The sequence below is a fragment of the Streptomyces sp. NPDC088766 genome (genome assembly GCF_044750845.1).
In the GTDB taxonomy this organism is placed as follows: Bacteria; Actinomycetota; Actinomycetes; order Streptomycetales; family Streptomycetaceae; genus Streptomyces.
In genome coordinates, this window is the sequence record NZ_JBIVKQ010000007.1 from 193,250 (window position 1) to 213,004 (window position 19,755).

Consider the following 19,755-nt stretch of genomic DNA (forward strand, 5'->3'; position numbering starts at 1 on the left):
CCCCGCGGAGCGCCCCCGCCGGCGGCAGGCCCACGTCAGGACCTGCCGCCGGCGGCACGTTCCCGCCGGTCCCGCTCGTCGCCCCGGTCCGGATGTTCCCGCCGCTCCTCCCAGCGGCGCACCAGCTCCTTGCCCCGCCGTCGCGCGGCCACGTCCCACACCGCCGCCGACAGCAGCGGGGCGGTGCGCCGGCGGGCCAGCAGCAGCCGCTGGTTGACGACCGGTTCCGGCCGCCAGTGGTGCTTGTACGGCTCGTTGCCGCGCAGCAGGCTCAGGGTGCCGCGCGCCTCGTGCCGGGTGTGCTCCGCGCAGGCGTCGAGCAGTATCACCGCCACGTCCGCCTTGTGTTCGCGCAGCCGTGGGTGGGCGCCGTAGAGGTAGCCGCCGGCCAGGCGGCGCGAGAGCAGGGTGAGGTCGACGGCCACCACGTCGTCGTCGAGGCGGAACTCGGTGACCACCGCGTCCCCGGAGCGCACCATCGGGCCCACCGAGCGCACCAGGTGCTCGCAGAACCGGTCGCGCAGATGCTCGTCGGTCACCTTGCGGCCCTGCCACTGCAACCGGTGCAGCTCCAGCAGCCGCCGCAGCGCCGAGTCCACCTCGTCCGGGCGGACCACCTCGCGCCGCACGCCGAGCGCGGTCAGCCGGCGCAGCTTGGCGCGCACCCGCTGCGCCTTCGCCGACGGCAGCCGCGCCACCAGCTCGTCCATCGGTACGGCGGGCAGCTCCAGGCACACCGAGTCGCTCACCCGGCGCCGCGGCCCGCTCCATCGCTCGTAGACCTGCTCGACCGCGCTGCCCGGCCGGACCTCGCGGAAGTCGATCAGCGCGGTGCGGGCGGCCGCGGCGAGCGCCTCGGTGAGCGCGGCGACGGCCGTCTCCCCCCGCTCGTCGTCGACCAGGACGTCCCCGTAGTCGGAGATCGCCCCGCCGAGCGGCACCAGGGCGGGCAGCGGGCGGCGTACGGCCATCAGCGGGGCGACGGCGAGGAGGTCGTCGCCGGAGCGCACCACCAGCAGCCGCAGCCGGCCGCGTCCGCCGTAGGACAGCCACCACGAGTGCAGCCAGGGATGGCTCTGGAACGGGGTGGCCGTCGCGCACCGCCGGTACAGGCGCGCCCAGGCGGGGGCCAGGGCGGCGAAGTCCTGCTCGTCGGTGACGACTTCGGTGAGGTACGCCGGCTTCACAGCGTTCCGTGGGAGTCGGCGGCGAGTGCCGGGCTCGGTACGGCGGCCGGTCTCCCGGGCTCCGGCCTGCTCCCCCTCGGCCGCACCAGCAGGAACAGACCGCCCAGCAGGCCGCCCGCGCTCGCGCCGACCAGAGCGGTCAGTGCGGGGGAGGCCGAGGACGGCTCGGCGGGCTCGACCGCGCGGGCGAACGGCTCGAGTTCGACGTGGGTGGTGGCCTTCGCCGCGGCGGCGTGCCGGGTCAGCGCGCGCGACACCGCGTTGGCCATGTCGGCGGCCAGGTCGGCGCGCGAGGAGGTCGCGGTGATCGACACCATCGGCGCGTCGGGCGAGGTCGCCGTGCGCACCGCGCCCTGGAGAGTCCGCACCGGTACGCCCGCCCACACCTGCGCGTCCCCGAGCACCGCCAGCTGGGTGGCGACCCGGCCGTAGGCCTGCGCGAAGCCGAGTGCGGACGCCGGGTCGGACTTCTCGGCGGGCACGGCGACGACGTACGCCGTGGCGCTGTACACGGGCGGCTTCAGGACGCCGTAGGCGCCGCCGAGGAGGCCACCGGTGAGGGCGCCGACGGCGAGCAGGGACCACGGCGGGAGCGTCCTGGCGCGGCCCATGACGCCGGCTCGGCGGTGCGGGCGGGTGGGGTTGTCGGTCATGAGAAAGGCACTCCCTGAGGTGACGGGGCGGACGAGGGGGACGGCAGGGGCCGGCGGGCCGCCGTGGCCGTGTACACGTCCATGAGCCGGGCGGCGCTGCGGGTGATGTCGTAGTGCCGGGCGGCCTCGGGCACGGTGCGCGGGCCGGGGGCGGCGGCGCGGGTCTCGGCGAGCGCCCGCGCGAAGGCCTCGGGGCCGCCGGTGACGCGCCGGGCGGCGGGCGCGGTGTGCGCGGGGAGGTCCTCGAGCGCCGGGCAGGACGCGTACAGCACCGGCAGTCCCGAGGCGAGGGCCTCGACGACGGCCAGGCCGAACGCCTCCTCTGGCGAGGGGGAGACGAGGACGTCCATCGCGCAGACGAGCGAGGGCAGGTCGGGGCCGGGGCCGCCGTCCGGGACGCAGGGCCGCTCGCCGGTGAACAGGACGCGGTCGGAGACACCGGCCTCGTGCGCGGTGCGGCGCAGCGCGCTCTCCTCGGGACCGCCGCCGACCAGCAGCAGGTAGTGGTCGGCCGGGAGCGCGGCGAGGGCGGTGACCAGGACGTCGAAGCGTTTGCCCGGGTGCAGGCGCCCGATGCCGCCGATGACCCGGGCGTGGTCGGGCAGGCCCAGACGGCGGCGGGTGCGGTGGCGCCGGACCGGGTCGAAGCCGAACCGGGCCAGATCGATGCCGTTGGGGACGACCTCGATCCGGTCGGCCCGGACACCCCAGCGCCGCAGGCGTTCGGCGACCGTGGGGGAGACGGCGACCGTGGTGCGGCCCAGCCGCTCGCCGGCCAGGTACAGGGCGCGGACGCCCGGGGTGAGCGGACGGCCCTCCATCTGGGAGTCGCCCAGGGAGTGTTCGGTGGCGACGACGGCGCGCACCCCGGCGAGCCGGGCGGCGAGGCGGCCGTAGAGGCAGGCGCGGTAGAGGTGGGTGTGGACGAGGTCGTAGCGCCCGGAGCGGACGATCCGGACCAGGCGGGGCAGGGCGGCCAGGTCGCGGTTGCCGGCCATGCCGAGGTGGACGACGCGCACCCCGTCCGCGGTCAGCCCGTCGGCCACCGGCCCCGGGTTGGTCAGCGTCACGACGTCGCAGTCGGCGGGCAGGTGGCGCAGCAGCAGCCGCAGTTGCTGCTCGGCACCGCCGACCCCGAGCCCCGTGATGACGTGCAGCGCCCTCATCGCAGGCCTGCCACGGGACGGCGGCGCAGCCGGTGCAGCCGGTGCTTGAGGAACAGCCGGGCGGCGGTGTCGTTCTGCCCGACGTGGATGCGCGGCAGGGCGTACGGGCCGGTCAGCGGACCGGGGTCGATCGCGCAGGCGTACGCGTACCCGGCGTCCCGTACGGCGTCCACGGCGCGCCGGTCGACCGTCCCGTACGGGTAGCAGAATCCCGCGATCCCGGTGCCGAGCAGTTCGACGAGCGCGGCGCGGCTGCCGGCGGTCTCGGCCGTCAGGGTGCGGTCGTCCGCCCGGGTGAGGTCGACGTGGGTCAGGCCGTGCGAGCCGATCTCGACGCCCTCGGCCGCGGCCTCGCGGATGCCGTCGGCGGTCAGCAGCGGTCTGCGCGGGCCGAGCGGGTCCCAGGCGTTGTCGCCGCCGAGGCGGCCGGGCAGCACGAAGAGGGTCGCGGTGCAGCCGTGCCGGCGCAGCACGGGCAGGGCGCCGGTGAGGAAGTCGGCGTAGCCGTCGTCGAAGGTCAGGCCGGCCAGGTCGCGACCCTCGCCCCGCGCGCGGGCGGCGAGCAGCTCGGCCAGCGAGACACCTCGCAGGCCCCACCGCGCCAGCAGGGTCAGTTGCCGGTCCAGCCGCTCGGGCGTGACCGTGATGCGGTACGGGTCGTCGGAGCAGTCGCCCACGGAGTGGTACATCGCCACCCAGGGGACGGGGCCGGTTGCGGTGTCAACGGGAACGGACATGCGGGAGCCTTCGGGTCGCGGAACGAACGGATCGGAGTGCGGAGGCGATGCCCTGGGCGCCCAGCGCCCAGCCCAGCAGGACGAAGACGGCGGTCACGGCGAGCGACCCGGCGGCCAGCCCCGCCGCGGGGTCGCCGAAGCGGCCCCCGGCGAAGGCGCCGGCGGGGGCCGCGGCCAGAGCGGCCAGTACCGGCCGGCTCAACTCGTTCACGACGCGCGGGACATGGAGCGGGACGCTGCGCGGCACGCGGTGCGCGCCCCGCCGCGGGCGTGAGCCGGCCGGTCCGCCCGCGGTGCCGGCCAGCAGCACCAGGGCGGTGACGGTGATGCCGGCCGCGTTGGCGGCGGCGATCCCGTACACCCCCCAGGGCGCCACGCACAGCGCGCCCAGCCCGGAGGTCGTGAGGATCCCGACGGCCATCGCGCCGGCCGGGTACCAGGAGGCGCGACCCGTCGAGAAGTAGGAGCGGGCCAGCACCCCGACCAGCGTCTGACCGAGCAGCCCGAACGCGTACACCCGCATCACGCCCGCCGTCGCCGCCGTGTCCCCCGCGGTGAACGCGCCCCGCTGGAAGAACAGTTCGATCATCTGCGGCGCGCAGGCGACGACCGCCGCCGTGCCGAGCAGCACCACGCACGCGGCCAGTGCCAGGTCCTGCTGCACCCGGTCGCGGGCCCGCTCGGTGTCGCCCTCGGCCAGTGCGCGCGCGACCACCGGGAAGGTGACCGTGCACACCATCACCGACAGGATCATCGGCATCTGCGCGACCTTCTGGGCGTAGTTCAGGTGCGAGATCGCCCCCGACGGCAGCTGCGAGGCGAGGAACCGCTCGACCAGGACCTGCGACTGCCGGCACAGCGCGAACAGCAGCACGGTCGCCACCACGGCCCCGCCCAGCGGCCGCGGCTCCTCGGCGGCGTCGCCCACCGGACGTGCCCCGCGTCTGCGCAACTGCTGCCACAGTGAGGGCAGTTGCACGGCCACCATCAGAAAGCCGCCGACCGCGACCCCGACCGCCGCCGACCGCACCCCCCAGCGTTCGCCGAGCACGAACATCCCCGTGACGATCCCGGTGTTGTACGCCACGTAGATCGCCGCCGGTGCCACGAACCGCCGGTGCGCGCGCAGGGCCGCGCTGCAGTACCCGGCGAGCCCGAAGCTCACCACGCAGGTCGCCGTGAGCCGGGTGCAGTCGACGGCGAGCCCGGGGTCGGGCAGGCCGGGCGCGAGGACCCCGACCAACTGCGGGGCGAGCGCCGCCACGAGGACGCCGGCCGCCACGAACGCCAGCGACAGCCGCGGGAGCGTCCCGGCGACCAGGGCGCGGACCGGGTCGCCGCCGACCCCCTGGGCGCGCCGGGCCAGGGCCAGGCTGAACGCCGGGATCAGCGCGAACGCCAGCCCGTCCTCGATGAGCAGCGTGGCCGCGAACTCCGGCACCGTCCACGCCACGAGGAAGGCGTCCGTGTCCCGGCCCGCCCCGAACAGCCGGGCCAGCGCCTGATCGCGGACCAGCCCGAGCAGCGACCCGGCCACCGACAGGACGGCGGTGACCAGGGCGGCACGGGCCAGGAACCCACCGGACGCCCGCGACTCCCGCGACTCCCCGGCCGTCCCCCCGGGCCGGGCGGCGGGCCGCGCCGGCGGTACGACCGTGCCGTCGGCCGCGTCGCCGTCCGCCCGCGGGGACCGGGAAGGCGTCACCGTCATCGCCCGAGCGCCTCCTCGCGCCCACCGCTCCCGAGCGTCTGCGCGCGCCGCCCGTGCCCGGCCGGCCCTTCGACCCCGCGGGTCTGCTCGCCCCCGGCCAGCGCCCACCAGGCCGCGAGCCCCAGCACCACCGCCGTCAGCACCGTCGAGGGCCCGCCGATGTCGGCGTACAGGAAGTCGGTGAGCTGCCAGACGAGCAGGCCGCAGGCGACGAGGGCGCAGTCGAGGCCGCCCGCGCGACGGGTCCGGATCAGCCCCCGCAGCGCGCACACCAGCAGGGCCAGCCAGCTGCCCGCCAGCGCGAGCAGCCCGATCAGGCCCTGCTCGCCCAGGACCAGCAGGTACATGTTGTGCGGGGACAGCAGCGGCTGCTTGCGGAAGCCGGCGCCGGCGCCCTCGGTGTCGCTGCCGGCGGACAGCGCCAGCGAGGCGTGCGCGTCCCGGTGTTCGGGGAAACCCTTCAACCCGACCCCGGTCAGCGGGTGTTCGCGCCACATGCCGGCCGCCGCCGCCCACATCGTGTACCGGTCGGTGACCGACTGGTCGGGGGCGTCCGCAACCTGCGTGATGCTGCTGATGCGCTCCTGGAGCATCGCCGTGCCGACGCCGAGGCCGCCGACCAGGACCACGCCCGCCGCCACCGCCACCGCGCCGGCCTTCAGCGCCCGCCGCGGTCCGGCCAGCACCAGCTGCGCCGAGCAGGTCACCGCCGTCGCGATCCACGCGCCCCGGCTGAAGGACAGCGCGAGCGGCAGCAGCAGCCCGAGGGCGCAGGCGGTGGCGACGGCCCGCTGCCGTGCCGGGGACCGGCCCAGGGCCAGGCCGACCGCGCAGACCAGCCCGAAGGACACGACCGTCGCCATGCCCATCACGTCCTGCGCCCCGAAGGTGCCGACCGCCCGGATCTCCTCGCCCTGGTAGGAGGCGCCCGTCCCGGTGACGTACTGGTGCACGCCGACCGCGCCCTGCCAGCCCGCGAGGGCGACGAACGACCAGGCCAGCAGCCGGAAGTCGGACCGGTCGCGGATCAGCAGCAGCACCGCCGCCGGGACCAGGACGAACACCTGGAGATAGCGGCCGAGGCCACCGATCCCCGCGCCCGGCGAGGACGCCCCCATCGCGGCGAGCGCGAGCCCGGCCACCGGCAGCCCCAGCACCACGGCCGCCGTACGGGACAGCGGGCGCCGCCGCTGCCGCAGCAGCCGGACCGCGCAGAACAGCACGACGAGCGCGGAGCACGCGTCGGCCGGTCCCGCGCCGCCCTCACCGCCGGGGGAGCCCGGCAGCGCGAGCAGGGCCACCACGGCGACGACGGGCAGCACCGGCGACAGCGTCCGGGCACGGGGCGGGGGCGGGGCGAGGGTCATCGGACGGTTTCAGCTCCCGGTCGGTCGCACGAGGGCGGCCGCGGTGCGCAGCAGGATGCACACGTCCTGCCACAGCGACCAGTTGTCGATGTAGGCGTTGTCGAACCGGGCCCGGTCCTCGATCGAGGTGTCACCGCGCAGCCCGTGGATCTGGGCGAGGCCGGTGATGCCGGTCCGCATCCGGTGCCGGGCCGCGTAACCGGGGTGGTTCTGGCTGAACTGGGCTACGAAGTAAGGGCGTTCGGGGCGCGGGCCGACCAGGCTCATGTCGCCCCGCAGCACGTTCCACAGCTGGAGCAGTTCGTCCAGCGAGGTCTCGCGCAGGAAGCGGCAGAACGGGCTCATCCGCACCTCTCCCGCCACGCTCCACCTGGTCGCCGACTCGTGCTCGTCCACCGGACGGTGGGTGCGGAACTTCAGCAGGGTGAAGGGGCGGCCGTCCCGGCCGATGCGTTCCTGCCGGAACACCACGCCCGGCCCGCCGGTCAGCCGCAGCACCGCCGCGAACACCAGCAGCAGCGGGCTGACCAGCAGCAGCAGCGTCCCCGACGCCGTGATGTCCAGCAGCCGCTTGCCGAGGCCGCCGCCGTGCCCGCTGCCCATGTCCAGCCGTCGGCAGGGGAACCCGGCGAGCTGTTCGCGGCTCGCGTACGACGGGATGTCGGCGTCGACCTCCCACACGGTGCAGCCCGACTCGGCGAGCGCCCGCAGCAGCGGACCCTGCGCGGTGCGCACCGAGGGGTGGACGCACAGGACCTCGCGGACGCCGTTCTGGATGAGGGCCCGCTGCACCTCCTGACCGGTGGTCAGCACCGGGAGCCCGTCGGCCCCCTCGGGACGGCCGGGGTGTTCGGCGACGACGCCGACCGGTCGTACCCCGTAGCGGGGGTGGCGCAGCACGGCGGCGGCCACCCGCTGCGCGGTGGCCACCGGGCCGACGACCAGGGCGGCGCGCGGGCGGCGCAGCAGCGCCCGGCGGCGCCGCAGGTGGACGACGGCCCGACCGGTGCAGCCGGCCAGGGCCTGCGCGGCGAATCCGAGGGCCAGAGTCCGCGCGGACAGCGCGTACGCCGGGGCGTACGCCGCCACGAGCGCCCCCAGCGTGAGCCAGGCCATCGCGATCCGCCCGCACACGGCGGGCAGTTCGTCCAGGATCCCGGCCACCGGCCGTGAGCGGTGGGGACGCAGCAGCATCGTGGCCGCCACCAGCGCGGCGACGAGCAGCGGGCGGCGTTGCGCCCCGGTCAGGGCCAGGGCGCCCGCCAGCGCGGCGAGGCCGTCGGCGAGCAGCAGGGGCAGCGGCGAGACGGGCCGGGTGGCGGGCCGCCGGGCCGGGAACCGGAATCCCGCCGCGCTCTCGCGCCGCGGCATGACCGAGACATGGGCGAACCCGGGCTGCGTGCCGGGCGGGGGGACGGTGCTTTCCGCAGTCACGAGTGGATGGACTCCCTGCACTCGGTGGGCACGACCCGCGCCGGGTGACCGGCGGCGGACGGCTGCCCGCCGAGGAGGTCGCGGTACACGTCCGCGATCTGCCCGGCCGTGCGCCGCACGTCGTGCGTGGACAGGACGTAACGGCGCCCCTGATGGCCGAGGGACTCCCGCAGCAGCGGGTCGAGCAGCAGATCGGTGACCGCCCGGGCCAGCGCGGCGGCGTCCTGCGGGGCGACCAGACAACGGGGCGTGAGCGCGGCCGGCAGGCTCTCGCGGGCACCGTCCACATCGGTCACCACCACCGGCCGCCCGCAGGCCAGCGCCTCCAGCGGGGCCAGCGCCATGCCTTCCCAGCGCGAGGGCAGCACCACCAGGTCGGCGGCCTGGTACCAGGGGACCGCGTCGGTGACGGACCCCGCGAACAGCACCGACTCCGGGGCGCGGGAGCGCAGCGCGCCGTGGTCCGGACCGTCGCCGACCAGGGCGAGCCGGGCCCCCGGCACCCTGGCCGCGACGGCGTCCCACGCGTCCAGCAGCACGTCCTGCCCCTTCTGCCGGCACAGCCGCCCCACGCACACCACGAGCGGGGCGGCCGGGTCGGTGCCCGGCAGGAGCGCGGCGCGCACGGTGTCGACGGGGGCCGGGTGGAAGCGCCGCGGATCGATGCCGTTGGGGACGACCGCCCACCGCCCGGCGACGCCGGCCCGTACTCCGGTCGCCCGCTCCGCCTCGCTCACGCACACCAGCCGGTCGGCCCAGCGCGCCCCGAACCGCTCCCACCCGAGGGCCAGGGCGGCGGTGGTCCCGCCGACCGCCTCGAACGACCAGGCGTGCGGCTGGAACACGGTCGGGATCCGCCCCCGTACGGCGAGCCGGCCGGCGAGCCCGGCCTTGGCGCTGTGCGCGTGCACCAGGTCGGGCCGCACCGCGTCGAGCACCCGTGCGAGCCGCCGTACCTCACCTGGCAACGAGGGCCCCGGCGCCCGCGACGCCTCCCATCCCCGCACGTCCGCGCCCAGGGACCGCAGGTCCTCGGCGAGGGCGCCGGCGGGGCAGGCGACGGCGACGCGCAGTCCGGCGGCGAGCTGGGCGCGCGCCAGGTCCGTCACGACGCGGGCGACCCCGCCGTCCACAGGTTGGGTGAGGTGCAGGACCCGCGGTCCGACGTCGGGTTCTGGCTGGTGCATCGCGCGGTTTCCTCGCTCACGGTGGCGCTCGGGACGGGCGGGAACGCGCCTACTGCTTCCGTGTGCCGACGGCGACGAAGAGCACGCCGGTCCACGCCGCGTCCCGCTGGGGAACGAGCCGGAAGGCCGGCTGGTCACCGCCGCGCCGCAAACCCGCTCGCAGATCGAACACATCGGAGTCGTGACCGGGCGTGTGGGCGTACGCCGGGACACGCGCCGCCGGAGCCGCCCCCGGCGCGCTGATCGTGGATTTCAACACATCGTCAGATGGATCGACCGGGTCGGACGGCGCCGGAACACCCCGCGAGCCGGTCGAGAACATGAACGAATCACCCGAACGGCCGCGGTCCCCGTCGTGGCCGACCACGAGGCACCCGGTCTCCGGGGCGGCCTGCGCGGGAGCGGCCGGGGCACCGCCCGAGGTCCGGTGGGAGGCGCGGGTGACGACTCCCGCCGTCGCGCGGCGCGGCAGCGGACCCAGGAAATGGCGCATGACCGGCGTGCCCTTTCAGGAAAGGTGCGATGTGCCTGTCGACAGGCGTGCGGGGGACGAGCCGTCACTCTATTCACGAACGTTGTGAATCAGGAGAAGTCGGTCATCTGTGTCGGGGCCGTGAAGACCGGCGCGGCGCCACTTCACCCGTTCGGAGGCAAAACCCCGGGCGGTGTCACGCGTTGACACACCGCCGGGCATCCCCGCCCGGGTGTATGTGTCAAAACCCCAAGGAGCACCTCTCCATGTCGCGTATCGCGAAGGGCCTGGTCCTGACCTCCGTTGCCGCCGCGGCCGTCGCCGGCGCCTCCGGCATCGCCTCCGCCGACAGTGGCGCAGAAGGCGTCGCCGCGCACTCCCCGGGCGTGCTGTCGGGCAACGTCGTCCAGCTGCCCGTCCACATCCCGGTCAACGTCTGCGGCAACACCGTCGACGTGATCGGCCTGCTGAACCCGGCGTTCGGCAACACCTGCGTCAACGACTGACGTCACCTCGACCGAGGTCACGACGCGTACGACGTCACACGGCCGCCCTTCCGCCAGGAGGGCGGCCGTTCATGTTGCCCGGAACGAGGCGAGCGGGCGGGACCCGGCCCGCGGGGCTCGACGTGCCGTCCCGTCGGGGAGGACGCGACGTCCGTGACGCCCACGGAGAGCGATCTCCGTGTTGCAGGGGTTCAGGTGCGCTTCCACGCTGGGTTGCGTCCCGACACGTGTCGAAAGGAACCTCCATGCGTGGTCTGCCCGTCCGGCCTGCCGCTCTCACCGCACTCTGCGCCACCCTCGCTCTCGGCATCGCCGCTCCCACCGCACTGGCCGCCGACGGCGACGCGGCGCATGCCCGAACCCGTGCGGTGCCGAGCGCGCCTCTCGCCGGCGCGGACGCGCTCCTCGCCCGGGCAGGGAGCCTGGGCGACCTCCGGCCCGGACTCGTCCCCGTCACCGACCTGCTCGACGCCACGCTCGGGTCCGACGGCGACCGCATCGGCGCCGGCCGGGCGCAGCGGCTCGGGGCCGCCGCCGAGGAGGCTCTCACCGAGGCCGCCGCAACGACCGGGACACCGGCCGACGCAGGCACCAGGACGGGATCCCGGGCCGCCGATGCCACGGACGACGCGCTCGCCGCCGTACGGAAGCAGGTCGACGCCCTGGTCGCGGCGGCCACCTCCGGTGACGTCGCCCAGATCCACCCGGCGGCCACGAACCTGGTGGCCGGCCTGGCCGACCTGGTCACGTCCCTGGTGGACGGCCTGTCCCTGCCGGACCTGGAGGGCCTGGAGGACCCGCTGCCGGACGTATCCGCCCCGCCGGCGACGCCGGACCTGCCGGCCACGACTCCGGAGCCGCCGGTCACGCTGCCGGAGCCGCCGGTCACGCTGCCGGCCCGGACGCCGCAGCTGCCGCCCGCGCCGGTCCCCGCCGGCTGACGGCGGGGCGGGGCTCGCCTTCCGCACTCCGGCGTCCGGGCGGAGCTGCGCCGGGGTGCGGAAACTTCCCGGGTGCGGGGTTTCCGCCGTTGCCGCGGATCGTTGTGCACGGCGTCAGATCTCTTCCCCCCCCGGGGACTCGAGTTGCCGAGTCGCCGAAGAAAGGAAACCGATGAAGTCCCTGAAGGCCGCCGCCGTCGTTGCCGGGTCCATGGTGATCGCCGGTGCCGCCGCGCCCGCGTTCGCGACCCCCGCCGACCTCACGCCCACCAGCCTCAACGGCGCCGTGGACACGCTCACCCGGGGGCCTGTCGACGCCGGTGACCTGATGCCGCTCCAGCACCAGTCGAACGCGCTCGACACGGAGAACCAGGACTCCGTGCTCAGCACGGTCAAGGGTGCGACGGCTGCCCTGAACACCCACAACCCGCTCCTCGGCGGGCTGCCCCTCCAGGGCTGAGACCCACACGCCGGTTTCCGGGAGGCCGGTCCCGCGGCGGGCGACCGGCCCCCGGTGCGAGGGAGGCGCGGTGGGGGTGGGGGGCCCGCGGTGTGAGGGAGGCGCGGTGGGGTGCAGGGCCCGCGGTGTGTTCGAGACACTCCGTCGGGCGCGTCCCTCGTTCGTGTGGAGCACCCCCGCCGTGTCCCCCGCGCGGGTGAGAAGCCGTCCGGAACGTCCCGATCGCGCCGGTAGGGTCGCGCGGTGACCTCAACCCCCGGCGCAACCCGCCCCTTCCGCCTTGCCGACCTCGGCACGCTCGTCGTGATGCCGTGGAGCGGCGAGGCCGCCGACGGCGACGACATGCCGTACCTCCTCGCGTACTCCCTCGGTGACGCCGCGGACGGTCCCGAGGCCTCGGCCGCCGCCATCGAGCGGCTGCTCACCGACAACGGCCTGCCCGTCGGCGGCGATCTGGTCGACGGCACCGAGCGGCCGAGCCTGCCGGTCGGCCTGCTCGTGGAGGCCGGTCAGGCCGTCCTGACCCTGTCACCCCTCAGGGCCCAGTGCGTGCCGCCGCCCGAGTGGCTCGCCGCCGTGAAGAGCCGCGGTTACGCCTACCTCGTCTTCACCACCCGTGCCTGGCCCGAGGCCACCCCCGGCCGGGCCGTGGCCCCCGAGGCGCTGGCCGCGTTCGCCGGTGCCGACGAGACCCTCGCCGCCGCGGCGCACATCGTCCTGCCCGCCCGCAGCCTGCGCGGCTGAGGGCCGGCGATTTCCGAACGTGCCGATGAATTGACGAGGCCGACGGGCCGATGAGTCGACGGTCCGACAATTCACCCGTCGTACGAATGCGGCAGTAGAGCGAATTGTGCGCTGCCGGCTTTTCCGCCTCGTCACCCGGTACGGCAGGCCAGCCCCCTCCAGAACTCCGAAAGGGCCCGTACCGAGATGAAGTCGACCACCCGAGGAACCCTCGCCGCCGTGCTCACCTGTGTGGCGGCCGCGGCCGGCGCCGCCTCCGCGACCTCCGCCGCCGCGGTCGGCACGGTCCCCGTCCCCGTCCCGCTGGACGGCGTCGAGAAGTCCCTCCACGTGGAACTGCCCCGGGTCGGCGGCGAGATCCCGCTGCCGTCGCCGGGCGCCCCCGAAGGCCCGCGGTACGCCGAGGGCCGCCTCATCCCGGAGCGGGTGATCCCGCAGCTGCCGGTCGCCGCCGGGCTTCCCGGACTGGACATGCGCACCCCGCTGCCGGAGGTCCTCGGCGACGGGTCCAACCATGCCGGCCTCGACGTCCCCGCATCCGACCTGCGCGCCCTCGGCCCCGGCCTGGACCTGGACGCCCCGCTCACCGCCCCCGACCCCGACCGGTTCGGTCTGCCGGACCTCCGGCTGCCGCAGGCCGGTGTGCTCACCCCGGTCCTGCAGGCGGTACCGGGCGCCGACGTCGGACTCGGCCAGGGCCGGTAACCGGCCGACGCACCCGAACCCGAACCCGGGCCCGGGCCCGAACCCGAACCCGGGCCCGAACCCGGGCCCGGACCCGGCGTCCGGACCCGTCGTCCTTCCGGGCCCGTCGTCCTTCCGGGCCCGCACGGTGACCCCGCGGCCCACCGGACGGTTACCGCTGTGGACAACGGAACCGGACGAGGAGCACACATGGCCGTCAGCGTGGACGGAACCGCCACCGTGACCACGGTCCCGGCACAGACGCCGAGACGCACGACACGCAGGGACGCACTGCGCGGACTGCTCGCCGCCGCCGCGGCCCTCGCGCTCACCCCGCTCGTCGCCGCCTCGCGGCCCGCCCGCCGCCGGGACGGCCCCGGGCCCGCGGAAGCCGCCTTCGACGAGACCTACCTCGGACGCCACCTGCTCGGCCGGCTCGTCCCGACGGCCGGCGCGGCCGACGCAGGCCGCTGGGAGATCACCGTCGACGGCCGCCCGCTGCATCTCATGCGCCGCGCCGACGGCACCTGGCTGAGCATGGTCGACCACTACCGCTCGTACGCCAGTCCGCTGGACGCGGTCCGCGCCGCCGTCGACGAACTGGGCCCCGGACAGATGCTGCGGGACACCACGGCCACCGGCCGTCACACACACATGGGGGGACACCATGGCCTACATCCGTAAGGACGTCAGCACGCTCACCGCCGGTGAGCGCCGACGCTTCGTCGGGGCCCTGCTGGAGCTGAAACGCCGGGGCGAGTACGACGAGTTCGTGCGCATGCACATCGACCACTACGTCTCCGACGGCGAGGGCGGCCTGCGGACGGCCCACATGGCGCCCTCCTTCCTGCCCTGGCACCGCCGGTTCCTGCTGGATCTGGAGAACGCGCTGCGCCGGGTCGATCCCTCGGTGACGGTGCCGTACTGGGACTGGACGCGGGACCGCACCGCGACCTCCGCGCCCTGGACCGCGGATCTCCTCGGCGGCAACGGGCGGCGCTCCGACCGTCAGGTGACGACGGGGCCCTTCGCCCACGCGACGGGCAACTGGACGATCAGGGAGGGTGTCACCGACACGAAGTTCCTCACCCGCGACCTCGGCCGGGCCCGCGACCCGATCGCACTGCCGACGAAGGCCGATGTCGAACGGGCTCTGAAGGACCCGGTCTACGACGTCTCCCCCTGGGACTCGACGGTCACCCGCGGCTTCCGCAACAAGCTGGAGGGCTGGGGGACCGGCCGGGGCAGCACCGCCTGGCTCAACCACAACCGGGTGCACCGGTGGGTGGGCGGGGCCATGGTCGGCGGGGCGTCCGTCAACGACCCGGTGTTCTGGCTGCACCACGCCTTCATCGACCTGCTGTGGACCCGCTGGCAGCAACGGCACCGCGAACACCGCTATCTGCCCGCCCGGCCGCCGCAGCCGGGCAGTGATCAGCACCGCCGGGTCGTCGCCCGGCACCAGACGCTGCCCCCGTGGGACGTCACCCCCGACCAGCTGGAGGACGCGGGACGGATCTACCGGTACGCCTGAGCGCGGCCCGCAGCCGGCGGCCCGCGGACGGGTGCCGAGGCACGGGAAGCGGGAAGTCCGGGAGCGCTGCCGGTGCGGGTGGTGCCGGTGGTGCGGGTGGCACGGGTGGTGCCGGTGGCGCGGGAAAGGTCCGGAGACAGGGGAGAGCCCCGGCGCTCGAGGTGCCGGGGCTCCCCCTCAGGGTGCTGCGGGACGACGTCAGCCGCCGTAGCCGCCCTCGTCGCCGCTGTGGTGCTCGCCGCCCTTGTCGTCGCCGCCCTTGTCGTGGTCGCTGATGTTGGCGCAGGCGTTGCCGAAGGCCGGGTTGAGCAGGCCGACGACGTTGACGGTGTTGCCGCACAGGTTGACCGGCACGTGGATCGGGGCCTGGACGAGGTTGCCGGACAGGACACCCGGCGAGCCCACGGCCGCGCCCTGCGCGCCCGCGTCCGCCATGGCCAGGCCGGCTCCGCTGACCATCATGGCGCCGGCGCCGACGGCGACAGCGGCTGCCTTCGCGATGCGAGACATCACGTTCTCCTTTGTGATTCGGTTCGCGCGGCAGCAGGTCGCGCCACCGCACTCCCCGTTCAACGCCGGCTCCCCGGGCAGGTCACGGCGGCACCCGCCGGATCACCCTTGTCGCGCACACGCGGGCGTGCGCGCCTCAGGCGGCGCCCCGGTGCGCGGTCACGAAGTCGGTCAGGGTGGCGATGGACTGGAGGCTGTCCAGGCTGAGGTCCAGCGCGGCGACGTCGACGCCGAACCGGGCGTCGACCGCGCCCAGCAGCGCCACCCCGGCCAGCGAGGTCAGGCCGATCTCCGGGCCGAACAGATCGGTGTCGGCGGGGAGCCCGGCGACCAGGGCGGCGTCCAGGCGGGCGGCCTCCGCGATCATCGAGCGGAGTTCCCGCTCCACCGCCGCGCGGTCCGTGGAGGAGGTGTGGGCGTCCGTCACGCGTCGGCGTCCTTTCGGAGGGAGACATGCAGCCAGGCGGGGGGTTTCGGCAGGTCGCCGCCGTCCAGGGAGCGGCTCAGCACCGCCCCGTCGTCGAGGTCGTCGTCGGTGCGGCGCAGACCCGCCTGGCGGAGCAGGATCCGCATCTCCAGGTTGGCGTCCGTCGGCCGCAGCGTCACCCGGAACTCCCCGGCACCGGCTTCCCGCGCCCGCTCCATCAGCCAGAACAGGAACGCCGCGGCGGCACCCCGGCCGGCGACCCGGCAGGAGAGCGCCAGCAGCGGCACCGACCAGGAGCCGGGGGCGGTCCGGTCGACGAGCGCGGCGCCGATGACGCCGTACTCCCCGAAACGGTCGGACATGCGGGCGGTGTACAGCTCGTGCCCGTCCGCGGCGGCCAGCGCGCGCAGCCGGTCGGGGGTCAGGCCGGAGGAGTTCAGACGGTGGGTGCGCGCGGCGAGTTCCAGCGCCCGCGGGACCTCGTCCAGGGCGGCCGGGCCCACCGTGAGGCGCATGTCGCACCAGCGCAGGAACTCCTCGCGGGTGCCCTGGAAGCGCTCGCCCTCGGCCCGGCGGGTCTCCTCGGTGCGGTAGCGGCTCACCCGCTCCCGCGACTCGGGGGTGACCTCGCGGTCCTCGAAGGCCGCGAGCAGCGCGGGGACTTCACCGGGGCCGAGGGTGCGCACGCCCGGCAGCAGCGCCTCCACCTCCGCGCGCTCGTAGGGGGAGTCGTCCACCAGGACCAGTGCCTCCACGGCGATCCCGAGATCCTTCGCGATCCGGCGCAGCGACTCGCTCTTGTCCTGCCAGGACACCTGCGGGGCGAGGAAGCGCTCCCTCACTTCCGGCACGGCGTCCATCCGGTCGAGGACGGCGGGCGCGCTGCGGCTCGCGAGGCTGCTGAGCACGCCGCGGGCCGCCAGCGCGTCGATCGCGGCCAGCATCTCGGCCCGGGGGACGGGCAGTTCGTCGGTGGGGGTCTCCACCGCGATCTCGTCCCACAGGGTGCCGTCCAGGTCCCAGACGACGCACTTGATCCGGTCGGGGTCGTAACCGGTCGGGTCGGGCGCCCCCGGCGCACCGGTCATCGGGGGTCCTCCTCCGGAAGGCGCAGCTTCATCGTCAGGGTGGCGGGGTCGAAGCCGAACTTGCGGTAGACCGTGCGCATCGGGACGTTGCCGACGTGGACGCGGCCGACGACCTCCGTGATGCCGTTCGCCAGGCAGAATTCCAGGCCCTCGGTGAGGAGGAGTTCGGCCACGTCGGCGCGGTTGTCCAGGGGCGCGACCGCGAGGGACCGGAAGTTGGCGTAGCGGTCGCCGGTCATCTGGTTCTGGTTGATGCTCACCCAGCACCAGCCGACCACCTCCCCGCCCGGCCGGTGCGCGACGATCATGCCCTCCCTGGACTTCTCCATGGAACGGCCCACGCGGGAGGCGTGCCGGGCGGGGTCGTCCACGGCGTCCTCACCGAAGGAGATGCGGGCGATCTCGGCCTCGAACTCACCGATGGCCGGCAGGTCGCCCTCGTCGGCCTGACGGGTGAGGCAGGGCTGCGCCCGCTGTTCGAGGGCGGCGCGGGCCGCGGGGGCGGGACGGTGCCAGCCGGGTTCCCGGAGGTGGGAGGGGGCGGGAGCGGGGGTGGGGATGGGCGCCTGGGCCTGAGCCTGGGTCGGTGCCGGTGCCGGTGCCGGTGCCGGTGCCGGTTCTGGTGTCTGCGTCTGCGCCGGTGCGGTGGCGGGTGCCGGTGGCGCGGTGGGGGCCGTGGTTTCGGGTTCGTCCGCTGCGACCAGGCGGCCGGGGCGGAAGGGGCCCTTGCCGCACCGGGGGCAGCCGTCGGTGCGCAGGGCGGCGACCGACGTCCAGCGGGCACCCGGTCCGACACGGAGCTTCGTGCCACAGGCCACGCACTCGTACTCGCGCTGCCGGGTCCGCTTGTCGCCCGTGTAGAGGGGGCCCTCGTAGGCGCCCTGCCGGGAGGCCGTCGAGGTGGTGGTCAGCAGGTGCTGGAAGAAGCCGACCCCGCCGAGGATGCCGCTGCCCTCGTACTCGTTGAAGTTGCGGATGTAGCCATTGGTGACCAGGCCGAGCGCCATGATCTCGCGCTGGACCTCGAGCATCTCGTCCGGGCTCTTGCCGCCGAAGGAGAAGAAGATGCTGTGCGCGGGGCCGGGGCGCAGGCCCTCCACGGCGCGCGACAGGAACAACCGGGCGCCCTCCGGCGTGTACGGCGGGTCGGTCATCGCCACGTCGAAGCCGCCGTGCAGCTCGGCGGGGAGCGGCCGGCGCAGGTCGTGCTCGACCGTCTCGACGCGGGTGCCCAGTCCCGCGGACACCTTCCGGACGTAGGCGAGGATCTCGGGGGAGATGTCGACCACGGTCACGCGCTCGACGATCGGGGCGCCGAGGACGTCCCCGACGACGGCGACCGCCAGCGAGACGAGGTCGTCGTCCCCGATCAGCAGCAGGGATCCGCCGGGCAGCGCGCCCGCCGCGAGCAGCGCGAGGACGCGGCGCACCTTGGTCTCGGGCGTGCAGTGGGACTGGTCGATCGCCATGTCGGCGGCGGGACCGGACTCCATCAGGGCGCGCAGCCGTCGTACGGCCTCGTCCAGGACGGACGGGATCACCAGCTCACGGCCCTCGCAGGTGCCGCAGGTCGCGTCGAGCGTGAGGTCCATGCCCAGCTCGGCCACCAGGTCCAGGCCGGCCGGGGTCAGCCGGGAGGGGCGCTCCTTGGTGAGCAGATCGCGGCGGCGCAGTTCGTTCCCCAGCGCGGCCACGATCGGGACCGGCAGGCCGGTGGCCCGGCTGATGTCCTTCGTGGAGGCGGGGGCCAGGCGGCGCAGGGCTCGCAGTACGGAGCGCACTCCGGGCGGGCCCTCCTGAAGCCTGACGGCGTCCGCGACTTCCGTGAGCACTCGATCGGCGGGGATGCTCCGACGGTGTCGAGGCGCGTTTTTCACGAAGCTGCTCCGAGCGGGCTGATGGAATCCAGGACTGCCGAGTATACGGGCTGGCGCGGCATCGACCGGACCCGGTCGCGACGCTGGTTATGCGGAAAAGAAAAGGGAAAACAGGAAAGCTCTTTTCCGGGGGCCCGAAGAATTTTTTCGCCGATATCGGGAGGGTGGCGAGGAGGAGGGTGTCGCAGCCCTTGACAGTGTGCGGGCGCGAGCCGTAGAGCGGCCCGGATGCTAGGCTGGGCCTCATCGAGCGCCGGTTTTCGGCCTCGCGCCTTCCCCTTCGGACGCGCGGACCAGCGCACCTCTATGTGAAAGGAGACGGGGGCAGCGGATCGCGACCCCCGGTTCCCCATGACCAAACCCGACAGCCTCGCCACCGAGGGCATAAACGTCGATGATTTGTGCTCCTACGCCGTAGACGTGTGGGTGAGCGACCACAGCATCCTGACCGACGAGGAGCGCCTCCTCAAGGTGCTGCGCACGGCCGCCGAAAAAGGAAACGCCCAGGTGCTCGGCGAGTCCTCGCACGTTTTCCCCAATGGTGCGGTCACCGCGATTCTGCTGCTTTCGGCCTCCCATCTGAGCATTCACACCTGGCCTGAATTCAGCCTGGCCAACGTCGATCTGCTGGCCTATGGCCGGCTGAACGGCGAGCGGATGATGCAGAGTGTGGAACTCGGTCTTTCGCCGACGAAGATCAATGTCACGCGCATGCTGCGTGCGGTGCACTGACCCGGGCGCGACGCGATCCGTGACGCCGTGACGCCGTGATTCCGATTCCGCGGTGCTTCGCCTTTCCGCGTGCATCGATTTCACGGCGTTCTGATTTCCTGTCGAACTGACGTCACAGCCCCCCCGCGGGGGAGTCGACGAACGCGTCGAACCGGTCCGGTGGATCGCGTGCGGCGCATCGCGTGCGGTGCGTCGGGCACCGTACGCGCCTCGGAGCCCCGCCGGAGGAGTTCCGCCCGCGCCTGCGCACCGACGAGCGTGCGCGGGTCCGGCACCTGGACCCGCGAGGGGACGAATGCCCTCTCCGGGCCCTGGGCGGATCTGCGGACTGATGGACC

General features: G+C 74.8%; 21 protein-coding genes. 8 read left to right on the forward strand and 13 right to left on the reverse strand.

The genetic code is table 11. The annotated features are described in order from the left end of the window. Window positions 1-35: 35 nt before the first annotated feature. From ACIP5W_RS12655 to ACIP5W_RS12695, 9 genes are read right to left on the reverse strand one after another with little or no spacing between them, the layout of a single operon-like run. Complete coding sequence (locus ACIP5W_RS12655; protein WP_401470928.1) at window positions 36-1,187, reverse strand: GNAT family N-acetyltransferase; 1,152 nt, start codon at window positions 1,185-1,187, stop codon at window positions 36-38. Beyond that, a complete protein-coding gene (locus ACIP5W_RS12660) occupies window positions 1,184-1,840 on the reverse strand; it encodes a lipopolysaccharide biosynthesis protein (protein WP_401470931.1) in 657 nt (218 codons plus the stop codon). The genes ACIP5W_RS12655 and ACIP5W_RS12660 overlap by 4 nt, the downstream gene beginning before the upstream one ends. After that, on the reverse strand, window positions 1,837-3,006 hold the full coding sequence (locus ACIP5W_RS12665) for a glycosyltransferase (protein ID WP_401470934.1): 1,170 nt from the start codon (window positions 3,004-3,006) through the stop codon (window positions 1,837-1,839). Before ACIP5W_RS12665 ends, ACIP5W_RS12660 begins: the two co-directional genes overlap by 4 nt. Continuing rightward, window positions 3,003-3,743, reverse strand: a complete 741-nt coding sequence (locus tag ACIP5W_RS12670; RefSeq protein ID WP_401470937.1) for a polysaccharide deacetylase family protein — start codon at window positions 3,741-3,743, stop codon at window positions 3,003-3,005. The genes ACIP5W_RS12665 and ACIP5W_RS12670 overlap by 4 nt, the downstream gene beginning before the upstream one ends. Beyond that, window positions 3,727-5,454 carry a lipid II flippase MurJ gene (locus tag ACIP5W_RS12675; RefSeq protein ID WP_401470940.1) on the reverse strand — a complete coding sequence of 576 codons (1,728 nt, stop codon included), beginning with the start codon at window positions 5,452-5,454 and terminating at the stop codon, window positions 3,727-3,729. Before ACIP5W_RS12675 ends, ACIP5W_RS12670 begins: the two co-directional genes overlap by 17 nt. Further along, window positions 5,451-6,821 carry an O-antigen ligase family protein gene (locus tag ACIP5W_RS12680; RefSeq protein WP_401470943.1) on the reverse strand — a complete coding sequence of 457 codons (1,371 nt, stop codon included), beginning with the start codon at window positions 6,819-6,821 and terminating at the stop codon, window positions 5,451-5,453. The genes ACIP5W_RS12675 and ACIP5W_RS12680 overlap by 4 nt, the downstream gene beginning before the upstream one ends. A 9-nt stretch (window positions 6,822-6,830) precedes the next feature. Further along, window positions 6,831-8,255 carry a sugar transferase gene (locus ACIP5W_RS12685; protein WP_401470946.1) on the reverse strand — a complete coding sequence of 475 codons (1,425 nt, stop codon included), beginning with the start codon at window positions 8,253-8,255 and terminating at the stop codon, window positions 6,831-6,833. After that, complete coding sequence (locus ACIP5W_RS12690) at window positions 8,252-9,442, reverse strand: glycosyltransferase (RefSeq protein ID WP_401470949.1); 1,191 nt, start codon at window positions 9,440-9,442, stop codon at window positions 8,252-8,254. The genes ACIP5W_RS12685 and ACIP5W_RS12690 overlap by 4 nt, the downstream gene beginning before the upstream one ends. Before the next feature lie 49 nt (window positions 9,443-9,491). Beyond that, on the reverse strand, window positions 9,492-9,764 hold the full coding sequence (locus ACIP5W_RS12695) for a hypothetical protein (protein WP_401470952.1): 273 nt from the start codon (window positions 9,762-9,764) through the stop codon (window positions 9,492-9,494). Window positions 9,765-10,180: 416 nt separating this feature from the next. Between ACIP5W_RS12695 and ACIP5W_RS12700 the strand changes: the two genes are divergently transcribed. The 7 genes from ACIP5W_RS12700 (at window position 10,181) to ACIP5W_RS12730 (ending at window position 14,783) form a co-directional block, all read left to right on the forward strand. Beyond that, on the forward strand, window positions 10,181-10,420 hold the full coding sequence (locus ACIP5W_RS12700) for a chaplin (RefSeq protein ID WP_401470955.1): 240 nt from the start codon (window positions 10,181-10,183) through the stop codon (window positions 10,418-10,420). Between the two features lie 245 nt (window positions 10,421-10,665). After that, window positions 10,666-11,361 carry a hypothetical protein gene (locus tag ACIP5W_RS12705; RefSeq protein ID WP_401470958.1) on the forward strand — a complete coding sequence of 232 codons (696 nt, stop codon included), beginning with the start codon at window positions 10,666-10,668 and terminating at the stop codon, window positions 11,359-11,361. A 172-nt stretch (window positions 11,362-11,533) separates the two neighbouring features. Continuing rightward, window positions 11,534-11,821 carry a hypothetical protein gene (locus ACIP5W_RS12710; protein WP_401470961.1) on the forward strand — a complete coding sequence of 96 codons (288 nt, stop codon included), beginning with the start codon at window positions 11,534-11,536 and terminating at the stop codon, window positions 11,819-11,821. A gap of 243 nt (window positions 11,822-12,064) precedes the next feature. Next, window positions 12,065-12,565: a DUF5949 family protein gene (locus ACIP5W_RS12715; protein WP_401470964.1), complete on the forward strand. Its 501-nt coding sequence runs from the start codon at window positions 12,065-12,067 to the stop codon at window positions 12,563-12,565. A gap of 186 nt (window positions 12,566-12,751) precedes the next feature. After that, window positions 12,752-13,270 (forward strand): hypothetical protein, encoded by a 519-nt coding sequence (locus ACIP5W_RS12720; RefSeq protein ID WP_401470967.1) that lies wholly within the window; start codon window positions 12,752-12,754, stop codon window positions 13,268-13,270. A 189-nt stretch (window positions 13,271-13,459) separates the two neighbouring features. Continuing rightward, window positions 13,460-13,933 (forward strand): tyrosinase family oxidase copper chaperone, encoded by a 474-nt coding sequence (locus tag ACIP5W_RS12725; RefSeq protein ID WP_401470970.1) that lies wholly within the window; start codon window positions 13,460-13,462, stop codon window positions 13,931-13,933. Further along, entirely contained in the window at window positions 13,917-14,783 is an 867-nt protein-coding gene (locus ACIP5W_RS12730) for a tyrosinase family protein (RefSeq protein WP_401470973.1), read from the forward strand. Before ACIP5W_RS12725 ends, ACIP5W_RS12730 begins: the two co-directional genes overlap by 17 nt. A gap of 198 nt (window positions 14,784-14,981) precedes the next feature. On the opposite strand, the gene ACIP5W_RS12735 is transcribed toward ACIP5W_RS12730, so the two are convergent. The 4 genes from ACIP5W_RS12735 to ACIP5W_RS12750 form a co-directional block, all read right to left on the reverse strand. Continuing rightward, window positions 14,982-15,293 (reverse strand): chaplin, encoded by a 312-nt coding sequence (locus ACIP5W_RS12735; RefSeq protein ID WP_401470976.1) that lies wholly within the window; start codon window positions 15,291-15,293, stop codon window positions 14,982-14,984. A gap of 136 nt (window positions 15,294-15,429) precedes the next feature. Further along, a complete protein-coding gene (locus tag ACIP5W_RS12740) occupies window positions 15,430-15,720 on the reverse strand; it encodes an acyl carrier protein (RefSeq protein WP_401470979.1) in 291 nt (96 codons plus the stop codon). Further along, window positions 15,717-16,808 (reverse strand): HAD-IIIC family phosphatase, encoded by a 1,092-nt coding sequence (locus ACIP5W_RS12745; RefSeq protein ID WP_401470982.1) that lies wholly within the window; start codon window positions 16,806-16,808, stop codon window positions 15,717-15,719. Before ACIP5W_RS12745 ends, ACIP5W_RS12740 begins: the two co-directional genes overlap by 4 nt. Continuing rightward, entirely contained in the window at window positions 16,805-18,589 is a 1,785-nt protein-coding gene (locus ACIP5W_RS12750) for a GNAT family N-acetyltransferase (RefSeq protein ID WP_401470985.1), read from the reverse strand. The genes ACIP5W_RS12745 and ACIP5W_RS12750 overlap by 4 nt, the downstream gene beginning before the upstream one ends. A gap of 447 nt (window positions 18,590-19,036) precedes the next feature. On the opposite strand from ACIP5W_RS12750, the gene ACIP5W_RS12755 reads away from it, so the two are divergent. Then, on the forward strand, window positions 19,037-19,417 hold the full coding sequence (locus ACIP5W_RS12755) for an S-adenosylmethionine decarboxylase family protein (RefSeq protein WP_401470988.1): 381 nt from the start codon (window positions 19,037-19,039) through the stop codon (window positions 19,415-19,417). Window positions 19,418-19,755 lie beyond the last annotated feature (338 nt).